This window comes from Streptomyces sp. NPDC037100 (genome assembly GCF_055606225.1).
The window spans coordinates 73,259-98,788 of the sequence record NZ_JBVJSX010000018.1 but is presented as its reverse complement, the minus strand read 5'-3'; the positions used below and the strand labels follow the sequence as shown (position 1 = coordinate 98,788).

Below are 25,530 nucleotides of genomic sequence, written 5' to 3'. Positions count from 1 at the left end.
GACATCTGGCAGAACGGCAACACCAACAGCTACCCGATGGGCGTCGGCAACGTCCTCGACGTCACCGCCCCGCTCGCCGCGCAGTCGGGCCCCGGACACTGGAACGACCCCGACATGCTCGTCGTCGGCCGCCCCGGTCTGTCCCTGACCGAGTCCCGCTCCCACTTCGCCCTGTGGGCGCTGATGAGTGCCCCGCTCATGGCCGGCAACGACATCCGCACCATGTCCTCCGACGTGAGCGCCATCCTGCGCAACCCGCGCCTGCTCGCGGTCAACCAGGACCCGCTGGGGGCGGGCGGGCGCAGGGTGCGCGACGACGGCAGCGCCGAGGTGTTCGCCAAACCCCTGTCCGACGGCTCGGTCGCGGTGGGCCTGTTCAACCGGGGCGCGGGTGCCGCGACGGTCACCACCACGGCCGCGCAAGTCGGCCTGTCCGGCGGGGCCTTCACCCTTACGGACCTGTGGACCGGCGCCACGTCCAGCACCTCCGGCCAGATCTCGGCGAGCGTCCCCGCGCACGGCGTGGCCGTGTTCCGCGTGACCGGGGGCAGCCCGCAGAGCGCCACCACCTCGCGTCTGCGCGGCAACGCATCCGGCCGTTGCCTGGACGTGGACAACGCCTCCACCGCGGCCGGCGCCGCCGTACTGATCTGGGACTGCCACACGGCCGCCAACCAGCTGTGGACCACGTGGGCCGGTGGCGAGATCCGTGTCTTCGGCGACAAGTGCCTGGACGCATACAACCAGGGCACCACCAACGGCACCCGCGTCATCACCTGGCCCTGCAACGGCCAGAACAACCAGAAGTGGACCGTCGGCTCCGACGGGACGATCCGCAACGTCCACGCCGGCCTGTGCCTGGACGTCAACGGGTCCGGCACCGCGGGCGGAACCCCGCTGGTCCTGTGGACCTGCAACGGGCAGGCCCACCAGAAATGGAGCCGCGTGTGAACCGCGGTTCCGGTAGGTGAGGGCGGCGGTTGGCACCGCCGTGGCCGGCCCAGGGCTGCACGCCGGTGCCGCCGGCGGTGCCGCCGCCTGCCACGTCGAGGCACTCGCCCGAACTGCTGCCCACGCCCCACGTGATCGAGTCACCCGACGGCACGCCCCGCAAGGGCGTGTCGGGGGCGGCGGGTGGCGCACCTGCGACCGTCGCCCCCGACACGGCAACGACGAGCGTGATCAGAGGGGGAGAAATCAGAGCCTTCTCATACGGTGTCCTGTTCTGCGAGTGATCGGGTGACGAACAAACCCGCCCGTCCGGGTGACGCACGGGTTCACGAGGTGCTATTCAGGGGGCCACCGACGGGCGGTCGAGGCTTTCTGCAGCGCGTTCCGTATGCGTGCCCGAAGCGCCACGTCACCTGGACATGAGGGGGAAGCGGTGGAAGCGGCTGGTTCACAGATGCGGGTGCGGCGACGCACCGTACCTCCGGTGGTTGCGGCGCGGTGGGCGCTGTGGACGTTTGTCATGGCCAACGTGGCGATCGTCGAGATCTTGTTCCTCAACGCCGGGACCGGGAAGAACGGGATACTCACCGTCGCCAAGTTCTTCGGCCTGCACGCCGCTGTGCTGATGCTGTTCCAGCTGCTGCTGGTGGCCCGGCTGCCGTGGCTCGACCGCCGTCTGGGCATGGACCGGCTGACGGTGTGGCACCGGTGGGTCGGCTTCACCCTGTTGTGGACCGTCCTCACCCACGCCGTTCTGGTGGTGCTGGGCTTTGCCCGGCTCGATGACGCGTCGATGGCGAAGACGTTCTTCGCGCTGGCCGGAGTGCCGGCCTCGCTGCTCGGGATGGGGGCAGCGGCGATCGTCGTCGTGATCGGCGCCGTCTCCGCACGGCATGTGAGGCAGCGGCTGCGGTACGAGACGTGGCACGGCCTGCACCTGCTGCTGTACCTGGCGTTGGGGCTGGCGTTCGTCCACCAGTTGCAGGAGACCACCACCTTCAGCTCCTCCACGCCCGCCAAGATCTACTGGTGGGCCCTGTGGCTGTTCGCGTTCGGCGCCCTGGTCGCGGGCCGGCTCGTCATACCCGTGTGGCGCAACGCCTACCACCGGTTCCACGTCACCGCGGTGGTGCCGGAGTCGGACGACGTGGTGTCGGTCCACGTCACCGGCCGCCACTTGGACAGGCTTCCCGCCCGGGCGGGCCAGTTCTGCATCTGGCGCTTCCCCGGGCACCACCACTGGTGGGCGGCGAATCCGTTCTCGCTGTCGGCGGCACCCGACGGCCGCAGTCTGCGCCTGACCGCCAAAGCGGTCGGCAGCACCAGCGCCGGCCTGCGGCACATCCCGATCGGCAGTCGCGCGTACGTCGAGGGCCCGTACGGGGCGTTCACCTCCTTGCATCGCACGCGGCCCGGTGCGCTGCTGATCGCCGGAGGGGTGGGGATCACGCCGGTCCGGGCCCTGCTGGAGGAGGAACCGGCCGGGGACGTCGTCGTGCTCTACCGGGTGCGCAGCGAGCACGACGCCGTGCTGGCCGACGAGGTGCGAGCCCTTATCGCGGACCGCGGGGGGCAACTGCGCCTGCTCACCGGCCGCACGGGGGAGGGGAACCAGCCCTTCGAGCCGGACAGTCTCCGGGTCCTGGTTCCCGACATAGCCGAACGCGATGTGTACGTCTGTGGCCCGCCCGCGATGACCTCGGCCGTGCTCGGGGCCCTGCGCGGGCTGAAGGTTCCCCACCGGCAAGTGCACGCCGAGCGGTTCGGCCTGGCCTGAGCCCCGCCTGCGGCGGTACAGGCCGGGGGCACGTACATCCTCCGGGCTGCGCGGGCGGGTCGCCCGGAAAGGCCCCGGCCCGGGCGAGCGCCACGCCGCCCGCCGCCCAAGCCGCCGCGCCGGTGCCGGGCCGCTGTCCCGCGAGGACGGCTGCGGCCGCTGAGCCCGGTCCTCGGCTCAGCGGGTCAGCACACCCGCCAGCGCCCCCGCCCCCGCGGCACAGGCCAGGACCGCGCAGGCCCCGGCCGCGTGGCGTCGGAGCAGGGCGCGCCGGAGGTGGGCGTAGCGGCTCTCGTACTCCTGCCGCAGCTCGTCGGCGCGTCGCACGGTGGCGAGCATGTGCTGCCGGGTGACGTCGAGACGCCGGTGGACGTAGTGGCCGGTGAGCTCCTCGGCCTGGGCGGTGGTCAGCCACGGCAATCGTGCGCAGAGCTCCTCGGCCTCGCGCTGCGCCTGGTCGCGATGAGCGTGGGCGAGAAGGAAGCCCTCGGTCTCGTCGGCCAGTGCGCTGCGCGGCTCGCCCAGCGGCACCTGCCGCCTGCTCCGTCTCACTGCCGCTCGCCCTTGTGGCCCTCGGCGTCGACGACATCGCGCTGTCCGGTGTTCTCCGCCTCGTCCAGGCTCGCCAGGTCCGGGTGGCGCAGGTCGAAGGCCGGCGACTCGGAGCGGATCTTGGGCAGGGTGACGAAGTTGTGGCGGGGCGGCGGGCAGGACGTGGCCCATTCCAGCGAGCGGCCGTAGCCCCAGGGATCGTCGACCCCGACCTTCTCGCCCTTCTGGGCGGTCCGCCACACGTTGTACAGGAACGGCAGGGTGGACAGGCCCAGCAGGAACGCGCCGATCGAGGAGACGGTGTTGAGCGCGGTGAAACCGTCGGCGGCCAGATAGTCGGCGTAGCGGCGCGGCATGCCCTCGGCGCCGAGCCAGTGCTGCACCAGGAAGGTGGTGTGGAAGCCGACGAACAGCCGCGGGAAGGCCACATCGGGTGAACCGATCTGCAGCGGCATGACGGCGTTGGCGAACCCGGCGAAGGTGGGCGTCGCGAACAGCAGCAGCATGATCGTGCCGTGCGTGGTGAACGCCTGGTTGTACTGCTCGCCGGAGACGATCTGCAGTCCCGGCCGGGCCGGCTCCGCCCGGATGAGCATCGCCAGCGCCCCGGCGACCAGGAAGAACCCGAACGACGTGATCAGATACAGGTGCCCGATCTTCTTGTGATCGGTGGTCGTCAGCCAGGAGACGACCACCTTCCCTCTGCCGCGGCGCTCCACTGCGGGTACGGGTGAAACCGGTTCAGTGTGTGTCGCCATCAGTTCCTCGATCGGCAGCAACAGGCGGACGGTCGTCTGCCCCGGAGGAACCTATTCGGTAGGATTTGTCATCTTTATCTGCCGTCGGGTGTCCCTGAGCCGAATGGTGCAATGAAATCCATTCGCCCGAGCGGCGGGCTCAACGCCCGTGTGCGCACGATCGCGGTGACCGCGGCGGTTGCGAGAGGCCGGCGGGTCCGGTCAGAACCCTCTGCGCCACCGCCGAGGGAAAGTTCAGTCCCAGCCCGTCGCGTATCCGGTCGTGGAGACTGAGCGGCACGCCGAGCAGTGCGTTGCCGGGCGGTCGTCGCGGAACGATCGGGTAAGTGGTTTCAGTGTCTGTGTCATGTTTTGTTCCGGCCCGGGCGCGGCACTCGGTACAGCACGAGCGTGCTCCCCCTGAGAGGTGACCTTCGCTGCGTGCGGTGCGCCTTGACGCGCGCCGGAATCCGGCCCGGCCGCCGGGCGGAACAGAGGGTGGTCGATGACGACGATCGGCGTGGAAGAGGAATACCTGCTGCTCGACCCGGTCACGGGCCTGCCGGTTCCTCAGGCGGACAAGGTGCGCGCCGCGGCGGGCGTGGGGCACCTCGTGACGGACCAGGAGGTGCAGTACGAGCTGCTCCAGGCGCAGGTCGAGGTGGCCACCCCGGTCTGCGACACCCTGGAGGAGGTCGGAGGCCATCTCCTGCGTCTGCGACACGCCGTCGGCGTGGCCGCCGAGGAGCACGGCTGCCGGATCGGAGTCTGCGGCACCCCGCCGCTGCGGCACGGCCGCCCCATCGCCGTCACCGATCAGGCCCGCTACCGCGCCATGGTCGTCCAGGCCCCCCAGTTGGTGGCGGAGCAACTGGTCAACGGCACGCACGTACACGTCGCAGTGCCGGACCGGGAAGCGGGCGTGCAGGTGCTGAACCGGATCCGCTCCCGGCTGCCGACGCTGACGGCCATGGCGGCGAACTCCCCGCTCTGGGACGGCCACGACACAGGCTTCGCGAGCTGGCGCACCGTGATCTTCAGCCGGTGGCCGGTCAGCGGCATGCCTCCGCACTTCCGAGACGCCACCGACTACGACCGGCGCGTGGAACGGCTGCTGGAGTCGGGTCTGATCTCGGACGTCGGTCAGCTCTACTGGCAGGCCCGCCTCTCGGCCACCTACCCCACCATCGAGGTGCGGTGCCTGGACGTCCAGCTGCGCGCGGACGAGGCGGTCATGCTCGCCGCGCTCATCCGGGCCCTCGTGGAGACCGCCCTGGCGGAAGCGGCCGCCGACGCGCCCCTGCCCGATATCGCGCCGGAGCTGCTGCAGGCCGCCATGTGGCACGCCGCCCGGCACGGGCTCGGAGACACCCTTCTCGACCCCAGCGGCACCCCGCACCGGGCCGGCGACGAGCTCTACGAGTTCCTGCGGCACGTCGCTCCCGCCCTCGACGCATCCGGCGACTCCCGGCAGGTCGCGTCTCTGATCCACCGGCTGCTGCAGGACGGGACCGGCGCGGACCGGCAGCGCGCCGCTCTCGCGCACGGCGGTCTCCGCGCGGTCACCGAGCTGATCAGCGCCCAGAGCACGATGCCCTGACGCCCCGGTCCGCTCCTCAGGCCATCGCGGCGCAGGCGGCGGCGACAGCGGTGTCCGCGCGGGCGTGTACGACCAGTCGTGTGCCGCCGGCGCCGGCGTCCGCCTCGAGCGCGCGGCGGACGGGCGCACTGTGCGTGGCCACCGACAACAGGGTGCCCGTCCGGCTGCACCGGTGATGGACCCGGAGGACCACGCTGACCACCGCGCTCCGAGCGGCCGGCTCGTCGAGGACGATGACCACGGGTGCCGGCCGGTAGGCCTGGACGAGGTCGCTGATCCTCGTGAGCAGCGTGGCACGCCCGCCGATGCCGGGGTCCTGGTGGACCGTGATGACGAGGACTCCGTGATCGAGCGAATGGGACAGCAACACGGCCTCCGTTCCTCCGTTTCCTTTGTCGGCGGGTCGTTCGGCCGTGGAAGTACCCGGGGGCGGCCGTTCGAAGCCCCACCGGGCCGGCGCCGCTCCCGCACCGTCCCCGCCGGGGCCGTGCGCGCTCTCCGGTTGGCCGGCGTGGTCCCCGGGTGGTGATGTCCGACCCCAGGACGGACAGCCACTCCGGGGCGGTCCGGCCGGTGCCGGGAGACCCATGTGGTGAGCACCCACTCGGGGGACGCGTGATGGCCGGAAGGCGACCCTGCCGAAAGAGTGGGGGAGACGAACCCGTTCCCTTCGGTCCTGCCGGGGCACTCCGTCCGCGCGCGAGTTCCTACACCCCCAGGAGACCGTCCCATGAGCTTCAACCCATTGGAACAGCGGGGCATCCCTCTCGACCGCCAGCTCCGCAGCTGGCGCGAGCTGAACGTGCAGCCCATCGACCCCGACCGCTGCGACCCGTACACCCGCTGCCGCATCATCGCGATGAACGGCATCGAGGTGGAGGCCATCCTCTTCAGCCACCAGCTCGCCCGCAACACCGTCGATCCGGAGGTGAAGCGGCAGCTCGCCCGGACCCGCTACATCGAGGCGCAGCAGCAGAAGGTGGTCAACTGGCTGCTGCCCGGCGTGTCCTCGGTCCTGGAGACGACCATCGCCTACGAGCAGGTCGCGGTGGACCTGACGGCGTGGGTGGCGCGCATGGAGCCGGACCCCTACTTGAAGCAGGCGTACGAGTTCGGGGTGCTGGAGGACTTCGACCATTTGTACCGGTACGCCAACCTCTACGAGATGATCGAGCACCGCAAGGCGGAGTCGATCGTCGACGACCTCACCGAGGTGATGCCGGGCCGGCCGACGAAGTACCACCACCGCGACCCGTACGACAACGTCCGTGACCCCTACGACAAGAGCGGCACGAACCCGCTGTCCAAGCTGCACGCCCTGACGATCACGGCGGCGGAGCAGCAGACCATGAACTTCTACATGAACACCGGCCCCACCTACATGGAGCCGATCGCCCGGCAGCTGTACCAGGAGATCGGGCTGATCGAGGAGGAGCACGTCACCCACTACGAGTCGCTCGTCGCCCCGGGGGAGACGTGGTGGGAGCAGCTCGTCAACCACGAGTACAACGAGTGCTACCTGTACTACTCCTTCATGGAGCAGGAGAGCGACCCCAAGGTGAAGGCGATCTGGGAGCTGCACCTGAACATGGAGCTGGAGCACCTGCACATCGCCTGCGACCTCATGCGCCGCCACGACGGCCGGGAACCGCAGGAGGTCCTCGCCCCGGAGCTGCCGAACGTGCTCACCTTCGAGCCGAACAAGCAGTACCTGCGCCACCTGCTGGACACCCAGATGGACCTGACCACGCTGGGCGCCGGATATGTGCGCGAGGCACACGAGCGGTTCGAGAAGATGCAGGAGCAGATCCATGGTGGTGAACAGCCGCCCAGCGAGCGAGTGATGGTCCAGCACGACGAGATGTTCGGCCGTGAGTACCGCGTTCAGACCGAGGGCGAGCACCCCGACCCCGCGATGCGCGAGAAGTGAGGAGGCCGACCATGCCCGAGACGCACACTCCCCAGGCCGGCGACGATCGCACCGCGGACAACGACGTGGTCGCGCTCCTCATGCGCCAGCACGGCGACATCCGTAACCTCTTCGACGAGGTCGAGCAGAGCCGGGGCGAGGAACGCCGTGACGCCTTCCGCCGCCTGGTGCGGCTGCTGGCCGTGCACGAGACCGCCGAGGAGGAGGTCGTCCATCCCTTCGCACGGCGAGCGCTGCCCGGTGGCGAGCAGGTCGTGGAGGACCGGCTCGCCGAGGAGCGGGCGGCCAAGGAGACCCTGGCCGCCCTGGACGAACTGGACACCGACGATCCGAAGTTCATGCTCCAGCTGATGAAGCTGCGCAAGGACGTGCAGGAGCACGCCCGGGCGGAGGAACGCTACGAGTTCACGCACATCCGCCGCAGCACCGACGCCGACGGCCTCGCCACCTTGGCCAAGGCTGTGAAGGCCGCCGAGGCCATGGCACCCACCCGCCCCCACCCTGGCGTCGAGTCCGGCCTGGCCAATGTGGCCCTCGGCCCCGTCGCGGCCCTGGTGGACCGCACGAAGGACGCCGTCCGCAAGGCGATGGACAAGGACTGAAACTCCGCGAGGGGCCGTTCCTGAGTCAGGTGGCCGGCCGGGACCGGCGGGATCCCCGGCGCGCCGGTCGTCGTGGGGCCGGACGGGGCCCTGTGGCAGACGGGTCCTCTGGCCGGACAGGTCCTCTGGTCCGAGGTTCCTCTCGTCAGAGGGGTCGTCCGGTCAGACGGGAAGGACGAACGGAGGGTGCGCCCCGTTCAGGAAGTAGTCCCCGACGTCCTGGAGCCGGTGGCCGACGGGCTCGTACAGGGTATGCGTCCGGGCGTTGCGCCAGAAGCGGTCGAAGCCGAGCCGGGCGGAGGCGGAGCGGGCGCCGATGATGTCCAGGGCGCGAGCGGTGGACTCCTGGGCGGCCTTGGACGCGGCGGCCTCGGCCATGGCCACCAGGACGGAGATCTCCGCGTAGTCCTCGTAGGTGAGGTCCTCGCCGTGGTCCAGCCCGCCCTGCACGGCCTGGCGTGCCTCGTCGGCGAGTGCGGACGCCGAGCGGGTGAGCACGGTGAGCTCCCCGTACGCCGTCAGCACCTGCGGATCCTGAGGGGAGCCGACCGGCCAGTCCGGGTGCCAGTGCGAATGGCCGGACCTGCTCTACTCACGCGCCTCGGCGAGCACGCCCTCCGCCATGCCGAGCCGGAGCTGCGCCGACAGCAGACGACCGACCGGTGACACCAGAGCCGTCAGGGGCGACAGGACGTCCTGGTCCGCCGACGGGGGGCCCAGCACGTCGTCGGCGGCGAGGGGCACGGCGTCGAACTCCGCGCTGCCGCCCGCCGCCAGCCGCTGGCCGAAGGGGTCGGCGTCGAAGCACACCCGCAGTTCGGGGCGGTGGCGCCGTGCGGGCTCCCGGCCGCCGCCGGGCGGGCCCTCCGCGCGCGACCGGGTGGCCGGTCGGCGACGGCGGCGAACGCCTCGGCGCGGGAAGGGCCCTCCACGCGCGACCGGGTGGCCGGCCACGCCCACACCGGATGCGGTCACGACCTGACCGCATCCCGTGCGACCGTGAGCGCGCAAGCCGCCCGGACACCAGGACCGCGGGTCGGCACACGACGCGAAGGCCGAGGTGCCCCGATGACCGTTCTCGACGCCCGGGCGCTCAACCGCGCCACCCTGGCCCGGCAGTTGCTCCTCGAGCGCGCCGACCTGCCCGTCCTCGACGCGGTCGCGCACCTGTGCGGACTCCAGGCGCAGGAACCGCAGGAGCCGTTCCCCGGCCTGTGGTCGCGGCTGCGGGCCTTCGACCCGGCGGAGCTGTCGGACCTGCTGACCGGGCGCCGTGTCCTGCGCACCCACCTCATGCGCCGCACCGTCCATCTCGTCACCGCCGACGACGTGGTGGCCTGGCGTTCCCGCCACGACGCCATGCTCCGCCAACGGGTTCTCGGCGTGTACCGGCGCGAACTCGCCGGGATCGATCCCGGCGAACTGGAGGCGGCGGGCCGCGAGGTCATGGCCGACGGCGAACCCCGCTCCATGCCCGACCTCGCACGAGCCGTCGCCGACCGTCGGCCCGGGGCGGAGCCGCGCCCCCTGGGCGAAATGCTGGTCGCGGCCCTCCTCCCGACGGTCCAGGTGCCGCCGCGCGGCCTGTGGCGCACCAGAGGGGCTGCGCGTTACGCGCTCATCTCCTCGTGGCTCGGACGCGACATCGACCCGCCCTCCCCGGACGTCTCCGACCCCGTGGGCCAGACGCTGGTGCGGCGCTACCTGGCCGCGTTCGGCCCCGCCGCCTCGGCCGACCTGCGCGCCTGGTGCGGTCTCGCCGGACTGCCCGCCGCGGTCTCCGCCCTCCGCGGGGAACTCGTCTCCTTCCGCGACGAACGCGGCCGCGAGCTGCTCGACCTCCCCGACGCGCCCCGCCCCGATCCCGACACCCCGGCGCCGGTGAGGTTCCTGCCGGCGTTCGACAACGCGATCCTCGGCTATCACGACCGCAGCCGGATCATCGACGACGCGCACCGTCATCTGTCCGTCGCCGGCGCTCGAGTCGTCCTGGTCGACGGCAGGGCCGCCGCCACCTGGACCGTCGAGGCGGGCACGGTGCTCGTCACCCCGCTGCGCCGCTTCTCCCGGAGCGACCGCGCGGGCGTCGCCGAGGAAGGGCGGGCGATGGCCTCCTTCCTCTCCGGCGACGAGAGCGACCGGGTACGGATCGCGGCCTCTGCCGACTGAACCGGGACTCGCGCCGCTCGGGGAGGCGCTTTCCCGGCTTTGATCGGCGGGCGTTCCCGGCGGACAGGCGCACACTGGAAGGGTGCTGCCGGTGCTCATGAGGGGGTGTCGGCCCGTGGAATCGTCAGAACGTGTGACCGTGCGGTGGTGGCGGTGGCGGCGCAACGCGCTCAAACGGCGCGTCGACGTCGTCGAAGCCTGGATCGTGCTCGCAGGCTGGGTGCTCGCCCTGCTGGGAGGGCTGGTCGCGGGGCTGCTCGCGGCGGACACGGTCGAGCGGGCCGTAGAGCGGCAGCGGGCCGAGAGCCGCCAGGTCCAGGCGGTGGTGGTCGAGGACGCACCCGGCCCGTCACCGGCCCGCGAGGCGAGCGACCACCGGGTGTGGGGCAAGGTGCGGTGGACCGCGCCCGACGGCTCGACCCACCGGGAGGCGGCCCGGGTACCGGCGAGAGCACCCGCCGGAAGCACCCACTCGGTGTGGGTGAACCGGAGCGGTGACCTCACGACCCCGCCCGTGTCCGGCGGCGAGGCCTGGCTGCACATCGCCATGGGCGGCGCACTCGCCGGCATCTTCACGGGCGCCGCGGTGCTGGGAGCCACCTGGCTGACCCGCACGGGCCTCGACCGGCGCCGCATGGCCCAGTGGGGCGCGGAGTGGGAGCGGATCGACACGCGGAGGGGCTGGAAGACGGGCTGAACACGACGCTCTTGCGCAGGCCTGGCGGACCTGGTGTCGTCCGCCCCGCCGACGCACCTTCCGCCCCCGTCGGCCCGGCTCCGGCGCCTGTGGCCCTCGGACCTGATTCGGAGCGCGTCCGCGGCCCTTGGAGCCGGTTTCGGCGTGGTGCCCGCGACGCCTGGACCCGGTCTTGGCGTGCTTGCAACCCCGGGACCGGCTCCGGCGTGCCTGTGCCCCTCGGGTGCCGCTCGGGGCCCGGGGACGATCTTCGTCGCTGGAGACCTGGGTGTTGGACAGCCCGGAGCGGTGACGTCCGCAGGGCCAGGGCGGGCAGCGGTGCAGGTGGGCGGGGCGGTGGAACGCCCCCGGCCCACCCGGAGCGGTGACGTCCGCAGGGCCAGGGCGGGCAGCGGTGCAGGTGGGTGGCGCGGTGGAACGCCCCCGGCCCCGCGTGGGCTAGGGGGACGGCTGGGGGAGGGGAGACGCGGACGGCAGGGGTGTGGCGGTGGGCAGCCGCGCGGTCGCACCCTCGACCTGCCGCACCGTGCTCTCGCCCGGCCGGTCGCCCGTGCCCGCGCCGGTGGACAGCTGGGACCAGGCCCCGAGGGCCAGCGCGACGACGGCAGCGGTGGCGACCACCCGTCCCGCGCGCCGGGCCTTGGCGCGGCGGTCCAGGTCCCGCCACGCCACGCGGACCCAGAGGTCCTCCGGCTGCCACAGATCGCCGACGGCGTGCGGGGGTTGGAGCTGCCGCCCCGCAGCCCGCTCCTCGGCGGAGGGTTCCCTGGGAGCGGAGACGCGTATGGCGGACTCGGTGTCCGTGAGGAACCTCAGCCACACGTCGTCGCGGAGCGGAACGCCGGGCGGCTCGTGGGGAGTTCTCCGCCCGTCCGGCTCTTCGGTGGTCACGTCCTGTCATCCCCTCTCGCCGGCGCCTGATCACTGCGCAGCGCAAGATCAGTATGCCGCCCGGGCACCGGAACCGCCCCCCGTCCGGCGGCGGACGGGACGTCCGAGACCGACTTGGAACGTGCCGTGTGCGGGAGGGCCCGGCCGCACTCCCGCCGCACCGCTCAGACCGTGGCCGGCAGGACGTGGTCACCGACCTTGTCGGTGCTCAGGCACAGCGAGCAGACGACCGCGTCGTGCGTCCGGCAGGCGGCCACGTCCGGCCGCTCGAACTGCTGTCGGCACACATGGCATTCGTAGGCGACGGCACTGGGGTTGCCGTCCTCCTCCAGCAGCGGCTCGGCGATGCCGTCGTCGGTGCGGCGCAGGTAGTACCGGCCCTTGGTGACCACGGCCATCAGCGGTGTGAGGACGAAGGCGATGACGGCCGCGGCGACGGGGGAGTACGGCTGGAGCGTGTCGCCGAGGGCGTGGAAGTACATGGCGATGGACAGCGCCGAGGCGGCGACGAAGGCCACGACCCCGACGGGGTTGACGGCGTAGAGCATGCCGCGGCGGAACTCGGGGGCGTGCGGGGACAGCTTCAGCACGTACTTGTTGATGCCAATGTCGGTGGCCACGGTGACCACCCAGGCGATCGCGCAGTTCGAGTAGAAGCCCAGGATGCTGTTCAGGAAGCTGAACATGTCGGCCTCCATCAGGGCCAGCGCGAAGCCCAGGTTGACCAGGACGAAGACCATCCGGCCCGGATAGCGCCGGGTGACCCGGGTGAAGGAGTTGGTCCACGCGAGGGAGCCGGAGTACGCGTTCGTCACGTTGATCTTGATCTGGCTGATGACGACCAGCACAACGGCCAGGGGGACGACGAGCCAGGACGGCATCATCGCGTCGAAGGCACCCTTGAACTGCTGGATCGGCTCGGGCGCTGCGGAAGCGCCGACCTCGGCGATGATGTACACCGCGAGGAACACGCCGATGGCCTGCTTGAGAGCGCCCAGCACCACCCAGCCCGGGCCGGCCATCACCACGGTCGTCCACCAACCGCGCTTGTTGGCCTCGGTCTTGGGCGGCATGAAGCGCAGGTAGTCGATCTGCTCGCCGATCTGGGCGATCAGCGACAGGCACACGCCCGCACCGAGCAGCACGGAGGCGGTGTCGATGCCGCCGTCCCCGTCGGTGCCCGCGTAGGCGAGGAAGCGGTCGACGGTGCCGGGGTCGGTGGCGACGAGGTAGACCAGCGGGCCGACCATCAACAGCAGCCAGATCGGGGTGGTCCACACCTGGAGCTTGCTCAGGGCCGTCATGCCGTAGATGACCAGGGGGATCACCATCAGGGTGGAGACCAGGTAGCCCAGCCACAGCGGCAGTCCGAGGCCCAGCTTCAGGCCCTGGGCCATGATCGAGCCTTCCAGGGCGAAGAAGATGAAGGTGAAGCTGGCGAAGATGACGCTGGTGAGGACGGAGCCGAAGTAGCCGAAGCCCGAGCCGCGGGTGATCAGGTCCAGGTCGATGTTGTAGCGGGCCCCGTAGTAGGCCAACGGGAAGCCGGTCACGAAGATGACGACGGCGGCGACGGCGATCGCGAGGAGGGCGTTTCCGGTGCCGTGGGCCAGGCCGATGCCGGCCCCGATGGAGAAGTCGGCCATGTAGGCGATACCGCCGAGCGCGGTCGTCGCCACCACCATCGGGGTCCAGCGCCGGTAACTGCGCGGCGCGAAACGGAGCGTGTAGTCCTCGAGGGTCTCCTTGACGGCCTGGTCCGTGCCCGGCGCCACCCGCGGTGCGGGATCCGGCTCGGCGACTTCGGCCGGTCGTGGCTCGGTACTCATGCCACGCCTCCTTGCTGCGGGTCGGTGACTGACAAGGCAGGCACGGTAGGCAGTGGCCGTTACCCCTGAATACTTCCTGGGTGAAAGGAATGTTTCGGAGCCATCTGAACGGCGCCGCCGCCCGTTTCTACGGCACCCCCAGCACGAACAGCACGTATCCCGCGTACGACCCGGAGGCCAGCGCGGCCGTGCCGAGGACCGCGGCCAGGGACGGCCATCGGAGCCGGCGCATCGCGAGAGCGAGGGGGACGAACAGCGGGAAGAGCGGGAGCAGATAGCGCGAGACGTTGCCGAAGTACTGCTGGGTGGTCATCACCATGAGGTAGGAGAGGACCGTGTAGACGACGAGCACGGCAGGCGGTCGCAGGCGCGTCAGCAGCACCGTCAGCACCGGCACCATCAACACCACGCAGACGCCGATCACGTCCTCGAAGGGCATCGCGAAGCGGTAGTCGAAGTGACCGACCGGGATGGAGGTCAGCACGTGGAACGTGTGGACTCCCCAGTCGAACTTGTGGGCCCAGGCGCCGTCCTGGAGCTTGGAGTAGCCGTTGATGTCGCCCATGCGGTAGTTGACCCAGCCGAGGTAGCCGAACAGGCCCAGCGGCGCGATCGCCACAGCGGCCAGGGGACGGCGGATTCCGTCCTCGCGTCGGCGCAGGGACAGCACCGCTGCGACGGTGAGGGCGGCGACGAGCGCGACGGCGGTGGGCCGGCACAGCCCGGCCGCGCAGGTCAGCAGGCCCGCCGTGAGCCAGCGGCGGGTCATGACCGCGTGGCAGGCCCACGCGGCGAGGGCCGTGTAGAGGGACTCCGAGTAGCCCGACCATTCCGTGCCCGATCCGGGCCAGACCGCCCACAGACCGGCCGCGACCAGACCGGCCCGGTGGCCGCCGAGGCGTTTCGTCACGGTGTGGATGCCGAGCGCGGCGGCGAAGGAGGCGAGGACGGAAACCGTCATGCCGGCGCCGTACAGGCCGAGTCCGGTGCACTCCGAGACCAGCCGCATCAGCGTCGGGTACAGCGGGAAGAACGCCGCCGAGTTGCCCTCCAGCGTGATCAGGCCCGTCGCGCCCGGGACCGGCTTCAGGGCCGGGTCGTAGCCGTGCGCGGCGATCTGCTGGTACCACCAGCCGTCCCAGCTGGCCAGGACGTCCCAGGCGTGCTCGCCGCCGCCGAAGCGCGGGTTCTTCTTCCGGAAGTCACCCGCGGAGTCCAGCAGGAACATGAAGACGGCGAAGCCGGCCAGCTTCAGCACGCCGTACGTCAGCAGCACGGGCCCGTAGCGCTCGGCGACGGTGCGCAGCCGCACCCGCACCCGCAGCCGCAGTCGCGGCCGGAACTTCCGTGCGCCGTGCGGGGCTTCGGGCCTCGCGGTACCGACGGGCGGACGGCGCAGCTGGACGGTGCTCATGCGGCGGAGGGTCCTGTCGTGCGGCGGGCCGGGAACACCCAGGCCCGGAAGAGGAGGAAGCGCAGCAGCGTCGCGGCCAGGTTGGCGACGACCAGAGTCACGAGCTCGACCGGGTGACCGGCCCCCGGCGCGGTGTGGTGGAGCAGGGCGAGCGAACCGCTCGTCAGGGCCAGTCCGATCAGGAAGGCGGCGAGGCCCTTGAGGTGATGGCGCAGTGCGCCGCCACGGCCCCGCACACCGAAGGTGACCCGCCGGTTGGCCGCCGTGTTGGCGATCGCGCTGAAGAGCAGGGCGAGCGCGTTGGCGGCCTGCGCTCCTGTCACCGGTCTGAGCACGGTGTACAGCAGCAGATGGCACAGGGTGCTGGCGGCACCGACGGCGGCGAAACGCACCACCTGCCGGGCCAGAGCCGCGGGCAGCTCCCCGGCCGGCTCCCCGGCCAGGTCGCCGCCGCTGCGGCGCAGCGCGGACAGCGGCAGCCTGCCGCAGGCCAGGGCTCCGCCGATCCTGGCCATGCCACGCAGATCGGCCAGCGCCGTGGAGAGGATGTGGACCCGGCTGTCGGGGTCGTCCACCCAGTCCACCGGCACCTCGTGGATCCGCAGGCCCGCCCGCTCGGCGATGACCAGCAACTCCGTGTCGAAGAACCACTCGCGGTCCTCCACCAGCGGCAGCAGCCGCTCGGCGACGTCTCGCCGCACCGCCTTGAACCCGCACTGCGCGTCGGAGAAGCCCACCGCGAGGGTGCCACGCAGCAGCCCGTTGTAGCAGCGGGAGATGATCTCCCGTTTCGGCCCGCGCACCACCCGGGAGCCGCGGGCCAGCCGGGAGCCGATGGCGATGTCCGAGTGGCCCGAGATCAGCGGCGCGACCAGCGGCAGCAGCGCGGCGAGGTCGGTGGACAGGTCCACGTCCAGATACGCCAGCACCGGGGCGCGGGAGCGTGACCACGCGGTGTGCAGTGCACGGCCCCGCCCCTTCTCCGCCAGCCGGATCCAGTCCGTGCCGGGCAGTTCCGCGGCCAGCCGGGCGGCGATCCGCGGGGTCGCGTCGGTGCTCGCGTTGTCGGCGATGGTGATGCGGAAGGCGTAGGGGAAGGTCTCGCCGAGGTGTGCGTGCAGGCGCCGGACGCAGGGTTCGAGGTCGTTCTCCTCGTTGTACACCGGAACGACCACGTCCAGGACGGGGTCCGGGTGGTGCGCCGGCAGGGGCGCCCGGCGGGGCAACGCGGACGGTTCGGTCGGTGTGCGGTCGATCAGGACCGGCCGCAATACGGTTCGCATGGCTGTCTCACGGTCTCTTTCTGGCGTGGGGGCATGCCCGCGCGCCGGTTCCGGGCATGCCGAAGGCGCCCGTGACGGGTGGAGCATCGAGAGGTTCGGGGCGGGGGGTGCCCCCTGCTGGAGGGCCGCTGCTGGGAGGGCCGCTGCTGGGAGGGGGCCGCTCAGGCGGCTACTCGGGATAGACCGATGCGGAGGGTTGTTCGGAGTGCGGAGCCGACGGAGGGGCGGTCGTCGGTGTGGAGGAGGGAGGGGGCGCGGGCGGTGTCGAGGAGGTCCGGTTCTCGGAGGCCGTGGTGGTCGGTGCGGGGTCGGCAGGCTCGCTCGTCGTCCCGGACGGGGTGATGCCGCCGGTGGTGGTCGCGGTCGCGGGCAGGGTCGTCTCCGGCTGCTCGGTCGGGGTCGCGCTCGGTGCCGGCGCCAGGCTCGTCGGGGTCCTGTCCGGTGAGGTCGTCGGGCTCGTCACCGGCCGCGGCCGGTGGTCTGCGGGCTGGGCGCGGGTGAACATGCTGGGCAGCAGGGCCAGTCCGACGCTGAGCCCGGCCACCGCCACGGCGGAGCCGCCCGCCTTCCACAGCAGCCGCGACCGGCGGCGGGCCCGGATGCCCGCGTGCAGCCGCTGCCGGTGCGCGGGCTCGTAGGGGGTGTGCTGCCGGGTGTCGTGCATCAGCCGCGACAGGTCCCGCTCGAAGTCGTCCATCGGTACTCCTTTCACCCCACGGGCCTGACGGTGTCGGACAGGATCTGGCGGAGCCGTGCGACCCCGCGTGACGCATGGGACCGTGCGGTGCCCACCGGGCAGCCCAGGGCCTGGGCGACCTGGGCCTCGGGCAGGTCCTCGTAGTAGCGCAGCACCACGGCGGCCCGTTGCTTCGGCGACAGCTGGGCCAGTGCCGCCTCCAGCCGCGAACGTTCCGCGACGGCGGACGACACGTCGCCCGGGTCGGCGCGGTCGGGCAGGTGCTCCACCGGGCGCTCACCCCACCAGCGCCGTCGCGCCGAGCGGGCCGCCAGTCGCACCAGCACCGTCCGGACGTACGCCTCGGGAGCCTGTCCGGCCACCTTCGGCCAGGCGAACCACAGCTTGACCAAGGCCTCCTGCACCAGATCCTCGGCCCGCTGCCGGTCGCCTCCCGTGAGCAGACGCGCGACATGGAGCAGCGCCGACCAACGGGCGGCCGCGAACTCGTCGAAGCCGTCCGCCCGAAACTGCTCCATCCTCACCGTCCTGCGTCTCAGTGGCCCCCTACACCTCTCAAAAGACGCCGGCCCCCGCTTCACGATGCACTCGAAGCCTGTGATCCACCTCACCTCGACGGATGCCGGATCCGGGCACGGAAAAGGGGCCCGTGCACAGGCACGGGCCCCTTTCCGGGCAGGCGTGGGCTTCCTAGGTGCGGTCGCCCTTAGGCTGGGCGGGCTGGTCGGGCGTACCGTGCGGCGGCGGGCTGTGCGGCTGCGGCGACGTCGCGGGCGACACGGGCGAGCCTGCCCGGCCACCCTCTCCCGTCTCGGGGCGCCGGGCGTTCGGGTCACCGGACGTCGGCTCGGCGCCAGCGCGCAGTGCGTCGAGCCGTGAGCCCAGCAGTCGGGTCACCGGCAGCCGGTCGGCGTGCGACCGCTCGTACGCGAGCAGTTGCTCGACCTCGTCCCCCGACAGCGACCGCACACGGCTCTCCAGGCCGTCGATCGGCAGATGGTCGTAGTCGGGCAGGGGCAGGGTGCTGCGGGCGGGATCGGCCATGGTTCTCACTTCTCTGTGCACGACGCGCCGTGCGAGCCGGGGGGGGTCAGCGGGCTCCCGGGCCGCCGCTGCCGAAGCCGCCGCTGCTGCCCTCGTTCCAGCGCGGGCGTTCCTGCGAGGCGCTGGTCCGGTCGCTCTGATTGCCGTGGGTCTTCAGCTCGTGCGGCGTCAGACGCTCCTCACTTCTCGGCATCTCGTCCGGCTCGCGGCGCTCCAGCGTCTCGCGGACCGGTCCGCCGTCGGGCAGCCTGGGCTGCTCGTCGGGCCGCGGCGGGCGCCGGCGCTTGTGCCGCAGGCCCAGGATGAAGGCGCCCAGCAGCAGGGCCAGGACCACCAGACCCGTCACGACGAACCCGAAGCCGGGGGCGTCGCCGCCCGCGGCCATCTCCATCCATGTGTCAGTCATGGCCCGCGGGTACCCCTGGTCCTCACCATGAACCCGGCCCGCTCCGCTCGGAGCGGGCCCGTCCGTGAGCGGTATTCCGCGGGAAACACCGGTTTGACCGGAGCCGACCGGGGCTACCCGCGCTATGTGACTTCGACGACATCCCAGCAGGAGCTGTTCCGGTTCCTGGAGGACCGGTTCGCCTGTGCGCAGGCGTGTACCGAGTGCGCGCGGGCGTGCGCGCTGCGCGCGAGCCTCGTGGATCCCGACGGCACCGAGAACCAGGAACTCGTACGACGCAAGGGCATCATGGCCGCGGAGGTCTGCGACGCGACCTGCCGTGTGCTGTCCGAGCAGAACCAGGTGGACGAGAGCACCATCCGGATCCAGGTGGAGTGGTGCCGGACCGTGTGCCTGGAGGCCGCCCACGTCTTCGACCGGCAACAGGGAGCGGAGGACTCGGCGGCGGCCTGCCGTGCGTGCGCACGGGCGTGCACGGACTTCCTCGCCACTCTGAACTGACAACGCCATTCCTTATTTCTGAAACACGTTCTACGGTGTGCGCCGACAGGACCGGCCTTGGGAGCCTGGAGGCGCCGTGCACCTCGAATACACGCCCGAGCAGCAGCGACTGCGCACCGAACTGCGGTCCTACTTCGCCGAACTGGTCCCGGACCAGGCGTACGCGCGGCACGACGACCCGGCCGCCCGGAAGCGGTTCTACCGCGAGACGATCCGGCGGCTCGGTACGGACGGCTGGCTCGGCGTGGGCTGGCCGAAGGAGTACGGCGGGCGCGGCCTCACGGCCATGGAACAGTTCATCTTCTTCGACGAGGCCGCCCAGGCCGGTGTCCCGCTGCCGCTCATGGCGCTGAACACCGTCGGTCCGACGATCATGCAGTACGGCACCGACGAACAGAAGGCGTACTTCCTGCCGAGGATCCTCTCCGGCGAGATCGACTTCGCCATCGGCTACAGCGAGCCCGGCGCCGGCACCGACCTCGCGTCCCTGCGCACCAGGGCGGTACGCCGGGATGGGGGCACCTCCCGCTCGAGCGAAGCCGAGAGTGGGGGAGAGTACGTCGTCAACGGCCAGAAGATCTGGACGACCAACGGCGACACGGCCGACTGGGTGTGGCTCGCGGTGCGCACCGACCCGGACGCACCGCCGCACAAGGGCATCACCATGCTTCTGGTGCCGACCTCCGACCCCGGCTACTCCTGCACCCTGATCAACACCCTCGCCTCGCACGACACCACCGCCAGCTACTACGAGAACGTCCGCGTCCCCGTCTCGCGCCGGGTGGGCGCCGAGAACCAGGGCTGGCGGCTGATCACCAACCAGCTCAACCACGAACGCGTGACCCTGGCCGCCCACGGCACCATGGCGATCCGCGCCCTGCACGACGTGCGGCGCTGGGCGACGGAGACCAAGCTCGCCGACGGCCGCCGTGTCGCCGACCTGCCCTGGGTACGCCGCCTCCTGGCCCGGACGCACGCCCGGCTGGAGGCGCTGAAACTGCTCAACTGGCAGATGGTCGGCGCGGTCCAGGACGGCACCCTCACCCCGCAGGACGCCTCGGCCGTCAAGGTGTACGGCTCCGAGGCCCGCCGCGACGCCTACGCCTGGCTCATGGAGATCGTCGCCGCCCCCGGCACCCTGAAGGAGGGCTCGGCCGGCGCGGTCCTGCACGGCGAACTGGAACGCGGATACCGCTCGGCCGTCATCTTCACCTTCGGCGGCGGCAACAACGAGATTCAGCGGGAGATCATCTCGTGGATCGGGCTGGGGATGCCGAGAGTGCGGCGCTGACGGGTTGTGACGAGGATTCTTGGATTCGGCGGAGGGGAAGCCTGCTCATACGGCGATGGGGACAGTGGACGGCCCCGAGGTACGTGGGTGCTTCAACCAGGTCCGCCCAGCATGATCTTCCACACCCGGGTCGCGACCTGCAGGTTGAGGCGGTCCTCCACGTTCGTGAGGTCATGGCCGCTGATCCCACGGATGCGCTGGAGTCGGTAGCGCAGCGTGCTGCGGTGGATCGCGAGCGATTCGGCGGTCTCGGCGTAGTTGCCGCCGCAGTCGAAGTACCGGGACAGGGTCTCCACGAGCTCCGTACGGTGCCGGCCGTCGTAGTCGACGAGTTGTCCGAGCCATTCCCGAACGAACGCCTCCAGCTCCTGGTATTCGTTTCCAGGCCCCAGGATGCGGTAGAGGCCCAGATCGTCGAACAACGTCGTGCCGTAGGGCCTTCGGGACCGGCGGCGCACCTCCAGGGCACGCAGTGCTTCCTGGTAACGGCCGGGGATACCGTCCGGGGTGTCGCAGCGGGCGCTCACCCCGATCGTCCCGTCCGGTGTCCCGGTCTCCCGGGCGAGCGTCTCGTACAAGGCGTGGACGCGGGGGCTGCCCTCGGCGACCAGGACCACGTGGTCGGCACGCCGAGTCACCAGCGACGGCATACCCACGGCCGAAGCCGCCCGGCCCACGGTCCGCGCGAAAGCGTCGTCCGCGGCCCGGTTCCTCCACTGCACGACGACCACGTACTGGATTTGATGCAGGTCGTGTCCGAACGCCTCGGACCGGGCGTAGGCGCTCGCCTCGTCCGTGCCCCCCAGGAGATCGTCGACCAGTTCGCGGCGCAGCCGCAGCTCCACCTCCGCCAGATGGCGCAGGTGCGACAGTTCCACGGCGAGTGACGTGGTGGCGTGCTGCAGCGCGAACACGGTGTACTCGTCGGCGTCGTTCTTGGGATCGACCAGTGCCAGTACTCCGAGGACGTCACCGCGGGGGCGTACCAGGGAGATCAGCCGGTCGCTGATGCGCACGGGCCCGCCTCTCCGAGCGACCCCCTGGAGCATCTCCTCATGGCGTGCGGGGTCCGGTTCCGGATAGGGGTCGGGCCGGCCGGGACCGGTCCAGGACCGCAGTCGGCCGAAGCGGTCCTCCACCAGCACGGGAAATCCGGTGAGCTCGTGCAGGGCGCCGGTGATGGCCTCCTCGCCGCCGCCCGAGGCCGCGACCTCGGCGAGGGCCTCGTGCACGGCCCGTTGATATCCCAGCTCGACCACGAAAGAGACCAACCGCTGCTGAAGTGTTGCCCGTTCCCGTCGCAGTCGGTGCAGCTCCAGGGCGTCTTCCCGCTGGCGGCGGTGCGCGACGGCGACCGACAGGGCCGCGGCGGTGAGGCGTACGAGCGTGGCGAGCAGGAAGTGCTGGGCTTCGGTGGGCCGGGACCGAGACGTCACCACAAGGTAGCCGTGCAGTCCACCGGGGCCGTGCAGGGCCAAGGCCCGGCCCCAGGACCGGCCGGGAACGGTTACGGGGACGTCCCGCCCTGTCAGCTCTCGCACCGTCCGGTCCACGGCTGACGCATGACCCGGCCCGACCTGCGGGCTGGGGACCATATGGCCGTGCACCCTGAGGTATCCGGCCTCGGCTCTGTACGGGCCGACAGCCGACACGTGGTCCATGGCCAGGCGCAGGATCTCGCTTTCGTCCCGAGTGTCGAACAGGGCGCGAGAGACTGCCGGCCACTTGCGGGATGCCAGGGTGGAAAGGGGCGGGCGAGACCCTCGCCGAGAGATCGTGGGGTGCTGTCCCAGACGGCCCGGCGGAAGGCCGCCTTCCCGGTCGGGACGGCGTCGGTACGCACTCCGGCCCCTGAAGTCGGCCATGGGATTACACCCTTCCCTGAGCCCCCAGAGAGGTGACAGCGCCTCTTCCTCTACGCCTTCCCCGACAACGTACCCGAGATGTCCGGCAGGCTCCGTCTCGTGCTCGCGGGGGGACGGGCTCCGTTGTTCTTTGACCTGCCGGGTGCAGGCGCAGAGCTGATCGGTTCGCGAGTCTGGGGCGTGCCGGGGCCGCCGTGCACACCGGCAGGAAGGGCTGGGCGATGAGCGAGCAGCCTCGTAGGACCGTTGCCACGTACGAGACGTACCAGGAAGCCGAACGCGCTGTCGACCACCTCTCGGACCAGGGGTTTCCCGTGCAGAGGGTGGCCATCATCGGCCAGGACGTCCGCCTCGTCGAGCAGGTCGTCGGCCGTATGGACTATGGCAGGGCCGCCCTGCACGGAGCGGCGAGCGGGGCCCTTCCCGGGGCGCTGATCGGCTGGCTCTTCGGCCTGGTCGACTGGGTGGACCCGCTCGTCTCCGCCCTGCTCGTCGCCCTCTACGGCCTGATTTTCGGAGCGATCGTGGGTGCGCTGTTCGGCCTGCTGCTGTACGCCCTGCAGGGCGGCCGACGGGACTTCGCCTCCGTCCGCTCGATGCAGCCCAGCCGGTACGACGTCGTCGTGGACGAAGCGGTCGCCGACGAGGCGGTACGGCTGCTCGGCGGATTGCGGACCGCCGGTGGACGCCCCGCCCATACCTGAACGATCGGATCCACAGTGCCGGCGCTTGCCGCCGCACGGGAGGAGTTCCTCATGGCCAAGGCAGTGGGCATCGACCTGGGCACCACGAACTCGGTGATCGCCGTGTGGGAGGGCGGCGAAGCTTCCGTCGTGCCCAACACCGAGGGCAACCGTACGACACCGTCCGTGGTGGCCTTCACCGACACCGGGGAACGGCTGGTGGGCCAGCTGGCCCGGCGCCAGACGATCCTCAATCCCAAGGGCACCATCTACTCGGCCAAGCGGTTCATCGGCCGGCACTTCGACGAGATCCCGGACGAGGCCAGGGCGGTGGCGTACGACGTCGTCGAGGGCCCGGGCGGCGTCGCCCGCTTCAAGGTGCGCGACAAGCTCTACGCGCCCGAGGAGATCAGCGCCCAGGTGCTGCGCAAACTTGCCGACGACGCGTCCAAGCAGCTCGGGGAACGGGTCACGGAGGCGGTCATCACCGTGCCCGCCTACTTCAACGACGCCCAGCGCACCGCCACCAAGGACGCCGGGCGGATCGCGGGACTGGAAGTGCTGCGGATCATCAACGAGCCGACCGCGGCCGCCCTCGCATACGGCATGGACAAGAAGCAGCACGAGACGGTGCTGGTCTTCGACCTCGGCGGCGGCACGTTCGATGTGAGCATCCTCGACGTGGGCGACGGCGTGGTGGAGGTGCGTTCCACGGCGGGCGACAGTCACCTGGGCGGTGACGACTTCGACCGGCGTCTGGTGGATTACCTCGCGGACGACTTCCAGAAGGAGAACGGCATCGATCTGCGCAAGGATCCGCAGGCCCTGCAACGCCTGTTCGAGGCGGCGGAGAAGGCCAAGACCGAGCTGAGTTCGGTGACGCAGACGCAGGTCAGCCTGCCGTTCATCACCGCCGATGCCTCGGGCCCCAAGCACCTCACCGACTCGGTCATGCGGTCCACGTTCGAGCAGATCACCAGCGATCTGGTGGAGCGGTGCCTGGGACCGGTCCAGCAGGCCATGGGCGATGCCAAGGTCGGCGAGAGCGACATCGACGAGGTCATTCTCGTCGGTGGCTCCACCCGCATCCCCGCCGTCCAGGCTCTCGTGCGCCGGCTGACCGGCGGCAAGGAACCCAACATGAGCGTCAACCCCGACGAGGTCGTGGCCCTGGGCGCCGCGATCCAGGCCGGGGTGCTCAAGGGCGAGGTCAAGGACGTCCTGCTGCTCGACGTCACGCCCCTGTCGCTGGGTGTCGAGACACGCGGCGGCGTGATGACGAAGATCATCGAGCGGAACACCACCATCCCCGTGCGCCGCACCGAGACCTTCTCCACCGCCGAGGACAACCAGCCCGCCGTCGACATCGTCGTCCTCCAGGGCGAGCGCGAACGGGCCGCCGACAACCGGGTGCTCGGCCGCTTCCAGCTCACCGACATCCGCCCGGCGCCGCGCGGCGAACCGCAGATCGAGGTCACCTTCGACGTCGACGCCAACGGCATTCTCAACGTCAAGGCCCGAGACCAGGACACCGGCAAGGAACAGGGCATCACCATCACCGAGAGCTCCAACCTCGACCGCGGCGAAGTCGAACGCATGGTCCAGGAGGCCGAGCGCAACCAGGGCGAGGACCAGGCCCTGCGCGAGGCCGTCGACGCCCGCAACGAGCTCGACGCCGTCGCCTATCAGGTCGACAAGCGCCTCGCCGAGCTGGGCGACGCCGCACCCGCGCACGAGAAGGCACGCGCCGAGATGCTGGTGTCGGATGCCCGGGCGGCGGTCAAGGAGGAGGCGGGCGTGGAGCGGGTGCGGCCCCTGACCTCCGAACTCCAGCAGGTGCTGTCAGGGCTGTCGGCACATCAGGCTGGTGCCACCACGGGCGGTCCCGACCAGGACACCACCGGGGACGGCGCGACCGGCGGCGGCCCGAGCGGCGGTGGCGGTGACGACGACGTCATCGATGCCGAGTTCGACAAGGACTGAGGAACCGCCATGCCGATCCACCCCAGGGAATCCGACCCGGCCGTGCCGGACCCGGCCGACCCGGCTCCGGAGGACGCCGCACGCCCTCCCCGAGGGGATCTTCCGCGCTCGGGCCCGCCGACCGGGCCGAAGCCCGACACGGACGAGGAACCCGGCCCCGACGCGGCCGGCGGCCCCGCACCGTCCGAGGACGAGCACACGGCCGAGCTCAAGGAACTCGAGGACCGCTGGCGGCGCGCGCTCGCCGACCTCGACAACCTCCGCAAGCGCCACACCAGGGAACTGGAGCGGGAGCGGACGGCCGAGCGGTCCCGCACGGCCGCCGCCTTCCTGCCCGTCGTGGACAACCTCGAACTCGCCCTGACCCATGCCGGATCCGACCCCGGCGCGATCGTCGAGGGCGTCCGGGCCGTTCGCGACCAGGCGGTGAACGTCCTCGAACTGCTCGGCTACCCGCGGCACGCGGAGACCGGCGTCGCCTTCGACCCGGCCCGGCACGAGGTCGTCGGCGTCGTCCAGGACCCCGACGCCCCACCGGGCACGGTCGTCGAGGTGCTCCGCCCGGGCTACGGGGACGGTGAACGCCAGCTCAGGCCCGCCGCCGTGACTGTCGCGAAGCGGGAGTGAC

The 25,530-nt window shown here is 71.3% G+C and carries 24 protein-coding genes and 1 pseudogene; 12 read left to right on the top strand and 13 right to left on the bottom strand.

All coding sequences use genetic code 11. The annotated features are described in order from the left end of the window. Together ACZ7EG_RS37610 and ACZ7EG_RS37605 are read left to right on the top strand one after the other, a co-directional pair. Positions 1-951: RICIN domain-containing protein (locus tag ACZ7EG_RS37610; RefSeq protein ID WP_471088965.1), on the top strand; the 951-nt coding region annotated here is incomplete at its 5' end. Positions 952-1,471: 520 nt separating this feature from the next. Beyond that, positions 1,472-2,728 (top strand): ferredoxin reductase family protein, encoded by a 1,257-nt coding sequence (locus ACZ7EG_RS37605; protein ID WP_471088963.1) that lies wholly within the window; start codon positions 1,472-1,474, stop codon positions 2,726-2,728. Positions 2,729-2,905: 177 nt separating this feature from the next. Here ACZ7EG_RS37605 and ACZ7EG_RS37600 read toward each other — a convergent pair whose 3' ends face one another. Both ACZ7EG_RS37600 and ACZ7EG_RS37595 read right to left on the bottom strand, forming a co-directional pair. Continuing rightward, positions 2,906-3,280 carry a hypothetical protein gene (locus tag ACZ7EG_RS37600; RefSeq protein ID WP_471088961.1) on the bottom strand — a complete coding sequence of 125 codons (375 nt, stop codon included), beginning with the start codon at positions 3,278-3,280 and terminating at the stop codon, positions 2,906-2,908. Next, the gene (locus tag ACZ7EG_RS37595; RefSeq protein ID WP_471088959.1) at positions 3,277-4,038 is read right to left on the bottom strand and encodes a cbb3-type cytochrome c oxidase subunit I; all 762 of its coding nucleotides are present in this window, start codon (positions 4,036-4,038) and stop codon (positions 3,277-3,279) included. Before ACZ7EG_RS37595 ends, ACZ7EG_RS37600 begins: the two co-directional genes overlap by 4 nt. Positions 4,039-4,522: 484 nt before the next feature. Here ACZ7EG_RS37595 and ACZ7EG_RS37590 point away from each other — a divergent pair, with 484 nt between their 5' ends. After that, entirely contained in the window at positions 4,523-5,617 is a 1,095-nt protein-coding gene (locus tag ACZ7EG_RS37590) for a carboxylate-amine ligase (protein WP_471088957.1), read from the top strand. A 16-nt stretch (positions 5,618-5,633) separates the two neighbouring features. Here ACZ7EG_RS37590 and ACZ7EG_RS37585 read toward each other — a convergent pair whose 3' ends face one another. Then, positions 5,634-5,984 carry a hypothetical protein gene (locus ACZ7EG_RS37585; protein WP_471088972.1) on the bottom strand — a complete coding sequence of 117 codons (351 nt, stop codon included), beginning with the start codon at positions 5,982-5,984 and terminating at the stop codon, positions 5,634-5,636. A gap of 363 nt (positions 5,985-6,347) precedes the next feature. On the opposite strand from ACZ7EG_RS37585, the gene ACZ7EG_RS37580 reads away from it, so the two are divergent. Beyond that, positions 6,348-7,547: a hypothetical protein gene (locus ACZ7EG_RS37580; RefSeq protein WP_471088955.1), complete on the top strand. Its 1,200-nt coding sequence runs from the start codon at positions 6,348-6,350 to the stop codon at positions 7,545-7,547. An 11-nt stretch (positions 7,548-7,558) separates the two neighbouring features. Beyond that, on the top strand, positions 7,559-8,149 hold the full coding sequence (locus ACZ7EG_RS37575) for a hemerythrin domain-containing protein (protein ID WP_471088953.1): 591 nt from the start codon (positions 7,559-7,561) through the stop codon (positions 8,147-8,149). Positions 8,150-8,311: 162 nt separating this feature from the next. Here the strand turns inward: ACZ7EG_RS37575 and ACZ7EG_RS37570 are convergent. Further along, positions 8,312-8,950: pseudogene (locus tag ACZ7EG_RS37570) on the bottom strand (acyl-CoA dehydrogenase family protein); the annotation flags it as partial. Positions 8,951-9,217: 267 nt separating this feature from the next. On the opposite strand from ACZ7EG_RS37570, the gene ACZ7EG_RS37565 reads away from it, so the two are divergent. Together ACZ7EG_RS37565 and ACZ7EG_RS37560 are read left to right on the top strand one after the other, a co-directional pair. Next, positions 9,218-10,318: a winged helix DNA-binding domain-containing protein gene (locus tag ACZ7EG_RS37565; RefSeq protein ID WP_471088952.1), complete on the top strand. Its 1,101-nt coding sequence runs from the start codon at positions 9,218-9,220 to the stop codon at positions 10,316-10,318. A 115-nt stretch (positions 10,319-10,433) separates the two neighbouring features. Beyond that, on the top strand, positions 10,434-11,015 hold the full coding sequence (locus ACZ7EG_RS37560; RefSeq protein ID WP_471088950.1) for an Rv1733c family protein: 582 nt from the start codon (positions 10,434-10,436) through the stop codon (positions 11,013-11,015). Positions 11,016-11,453: 438 nt separating this feature from the next. On the opposite strand, the gene ACZ7EG_RS37555 is transcribed toward ACZ7EG_RS37560, so the two are convergent. From ACZ7EG_RS37555 to ACZ7EG_RS37520, 8 genes are all read right to left on the bottom strand, one after another. Further along, a complete protein-coding gene (locus tag ACZ7EG_RS37555) occupies positions 11,454-11,906 on the bottom strand; it encodes a hypothetical protein (RefSeq protein ID WP_471088948.1) in 453 nt (150 codons plus the stop codon). 164 nt (positions 11,907-12,070) lie between these two features. Next, positions 12,071-13,735: a purine-cytosine permease family protein gene (locus tag ACZ7EG_RS37550; protein WP_471088946.1), complete on the bottom strand. Its 1,665-nt coding sequence runs from the start codon at positions 13,733-13,735 to the stop codon at positions 12,071-12,073. A gap of 127 nt (positions 13,736-13,862) precedes the next feature. Further along, the gene (locus ACZ7EG_RS37545) at positions 13,863-15,149 is read right to left on the bottom strand and encodes a hypothetical protein (RefSeq protein WP_471088944.1); all 1,287 of its coding nucleotides are present in this window, start codon (positions 15,147-15,149) and stop codon (positions 13,863-13,865) included. After that, positions 15,146-16,432: a bifunctional glycosyltransferase family 2/GtrA family protein gene (locus ACZ7EG_RS37540; RefSeq protein WP_471088942.1), complete on the bottom strand. Its 1,287-nt coding sequence runs from the start codon at positions 16,430-16,432 to the stop codon at positions 15,146-15,148. Before ACZ7EG_RS37540 ends, ACZ7EG_RS37545 begins: the two co-directional genes overlap by 4 nt. A 169-nt stretch (positions 16,433-16,601) precedes the next feature. Next, positions 16,602-17,129, bottom strand: a complete 528-nt coding sequence (locus ACZ7EG_RS37535; RefSeq protein WP_471088940.1) for a cellulase — start codon at positions 17,127-17,129, stop codon at positions 16,602-16,604. Positions 17,130-17,140: 11 nt separating this feature from the next. Continuing rightward, complete coding sequence (locus tag ACZ7EG_RS37530; protein ID WP_471088938.1) at positions 17,141-17,647, bottom strand: SigE family RNA polymerase sigma factor; 507 nt, start codon at positions 17,645-17,647, stop codon at positions 17,141-17,143. 172 nt (positions 17,648-17,819) lie between these two features. Continuing rightward, the gene (locus ACZ7EG_RS37525; protein WP_471088936.1) at positions 17,820-18,173 is read right to left on the bottom strand and encodes a DUF8129 domain-containing protein; all 354 of its coding nucleotides are present in this window, start codon (positions 18,171-18,173) and stop codon (positions 17,820-17,822) included. A gap of 46 nt (positions 18,174-18,219) precedes the next feature. Then, the gene (locus tag ACZ7EG_RS37520) at positions 18,220-18,579 is read right to left on the bottom strand and encodes a DUF6479 family protein (protein WP_471088934.1); all 360 of its coding nucleotides are present in this window, start codon (positions 18,577-18,579) and stop codon (positions 18,220-18,222) included. Between the two features lie 126 nt (positions 18,580-18,705). Here ACZ7EG_RS37520 and ACZ7EG_RS37515 point away from each other — a divergent pair, with 126 nt between their 5' ends. Further along, positions 18,706-19,080, top strand: a complete 375-nt coding sequence (locus tag ACZ7EG_RS37515) for a four-helix bundle copper-binding protein (RefSeq protein ID WP_471088932.1) — start codon at positions 18,706-18,708, stop codon at positions 19,078-19,080. A gap of 76 nt (positions 19,081-19,156) precedes the next feature. Next, positions 19,157-20,371 (top strand): acyl-CoA dehydrogenase family protein, encoded by a 1,215-nt coding sequence (locus ACZ7EG_RS37510; protein WP_471088930.1) that lies wholly within the window; start codon positions 19,157-19,159, stop codon positions 20,369-20,371. A 92-nt stretch (positions 20,372-20,463) separates the two neighbouring features. Here the strand turns inward: ACZ7EG_RS37510 and ACZ7EG_RS37505 are convergent, their stop codons facing one another. Continuing rightward, positions 20,464-22,236: a PucR family transcriptional regulator gene (locus ACZ7EG_RS37505; RefSeq protein WP_471088928.1), complete on the bottom strand. Its 1,773-nt coding sequence runs from the start codon at positions 22,234-22,236 to the stop codon at positions 20,464-20,466. A gap of 221 nt (positions 22,237-22,457) precedes the next feature. On the opposite strand from ACZ7EG_RS37505, the gene ACZ7EG_RS37500 reads away from it, so the two are divergent. Genes ACZ7EG_RS37500 through ACZ7EG_RS37490 form a run of 3 tightly spaced genes read left to right on the top strand, consistent with a single transcriptional unit; the run spans position 22,458 to position 25,529 of the window. Next, the gene (locus ACZ7EG_RS37500; protein ID WP_471088926.1) at positions 22,458-22,940 is read left to right on the top strand and encodes a YflT domain-containing protein; all 483 of its coding nucleotides are present in this window, start codon (positions 22,458-22,460) and stop codon (positions 22,938-22,940) included. Between the two features lie 51 nt (positions 22,941-22,991). Next, complete coding sequence (gene dnaK, locus ACZ7EG_RS37495) at positions 22,992-24,902, top strand: molecular chaperone DnaK (protein WP_471088924.1); 1,911 nt, start codon at positions 22,992-22,994, stop codon at positions 24,900-24,902. 9 nt (positions 24,903-24,911) lie between these two features. After that, positions 24,912-25,529: a nucleotide exchange factor GrpE gene (locus tag ACZ7EG_RS37490; protein WP_471088922.1), complete on the top strand. Its 618-nt coding sequence runs from the start codon at positions 24,912-24,914 to the stop codon at positions 25,527-25,529. Position 25,530: the final 1 nt, after the last annotated feature.

Coding starts and splice junctions, on each gene's coding strand:
- ACZ7EG_RS37605 (WP_471088963.1), top strand. CDS start 1,472: ATGGCCAACGTGGCGATCGTCGAGATCTTGTTCCTCAACGCCGGGACC.
- ACZ7EG_RS37595 (WP_471088959.1), bottom strand. CDS start 4,038: ATGGCGACACACACTGAACCGGTTTCACCCGTACCCGCAGTGGAGCGC.
- ACZ7EG_RS37590 (WP_471088957.1), top strand. CDS start 4,523: ATGACGACGATCGGCGTGGAAGAGGAATACCTGCTGCTCGACCCGGTC.
- ACZ7EG_RS37580 (WP_471088955.1), top strand. CDS start 6,348: ATGAGCTTCAACCCATTGGAACAGCGGGGCATCCCTCTCGACCGCCAG.
- ACZ7EG_RS37575 (WP_471088953.1), top strand. CDS start 7,559: ATGCCCGAGACGCACACTCCCCAGGCCGGCGACGATCGCACCGCGGAC.
- ACZ7EG_RS37565 (WP_471088952.1), top strand. CDS start 9,218: ATGACCGTTCTCGACGCCCGGGCGCTCAACCGCGCCACCCTGGCCCGG.
- ACZ7EG_RS37550 (WP_471088946.1), bottom strand. CDS start 13,735: ATGAGTACCGAGCCACGACCGGCCGAAGTCGCCGAGCCGGATCCCGCA.
- ACZ7EG_RS37545 (WP_471088944.1), bottom strand. CDS start 15,149: ATGAGCACCGTCCAGCTGCGCCGTCCGCCCGTCGGTACCGCGAGGCCC.
- ACZ7EG_RS37540 (WP_471088942.1), bottom strand. CDS start 16,432: ATGCGAACCGTATTGCGGCCGGTCCTGATCGACCGCACACCGACCGAA.
- ACZ7EG_RS37535 (WP_471088940.1), bottom strand. CDS start 17,129: ATGGACGACTTCGAGCGGGACCTGTCGCGGCTGATGCACGACACCCGG.
- ACZ7EG_RS37530 (WP_471088938.1), bottom strand. CDS start 17,647: ATGGAGCAGTTTCGGGCGGACGGCTTCGACGAGTTCGCGGCCGCCCGT.
- ACZ7EG_RS37525 (WP_471088936.1), bottom strand. CDS start 18,173: ATGGCCGATCCCGCCCGCAGCACCCTGCCCCTGCCCGACTACGACCAT.
- ACZ7EG_RS37520 (WP_471088934.1), bottom strand. CDS start 18,579: ATGACTGACACATGGATGGAGATGGCCGCGGGCGGCGACGCCCCCGGC.
- ACZ7EG_RS37505 (WP_471088928.1), bottom strand. CDS start 22,236: ATGGCCGACTTCAGGGGCCGGAGTGCGTACCGACGCCGTCCCGACCGG.
- ACZ7EG_RS37500 (WP_471088926.1), top strand. CDS start 22,458: ATGAGCGAGCAGCCTCGTAGGACCGTTGCCACGTACGAGACGTACCAG.
- dnaK (WP_471088924.1), top strand. CDS start 22,992: ATGGCCAAGGCAGTGGGCATCGACCTGGGCACCACGAACTCGGTGATC.
- ACZ7EG_RS37490 (WP_471088922.1), top strand. CDS start 24,912: ATGCCGATCCACCCCAGGGAATCCGACCCGGCCGTGCCGGACCCGGCC.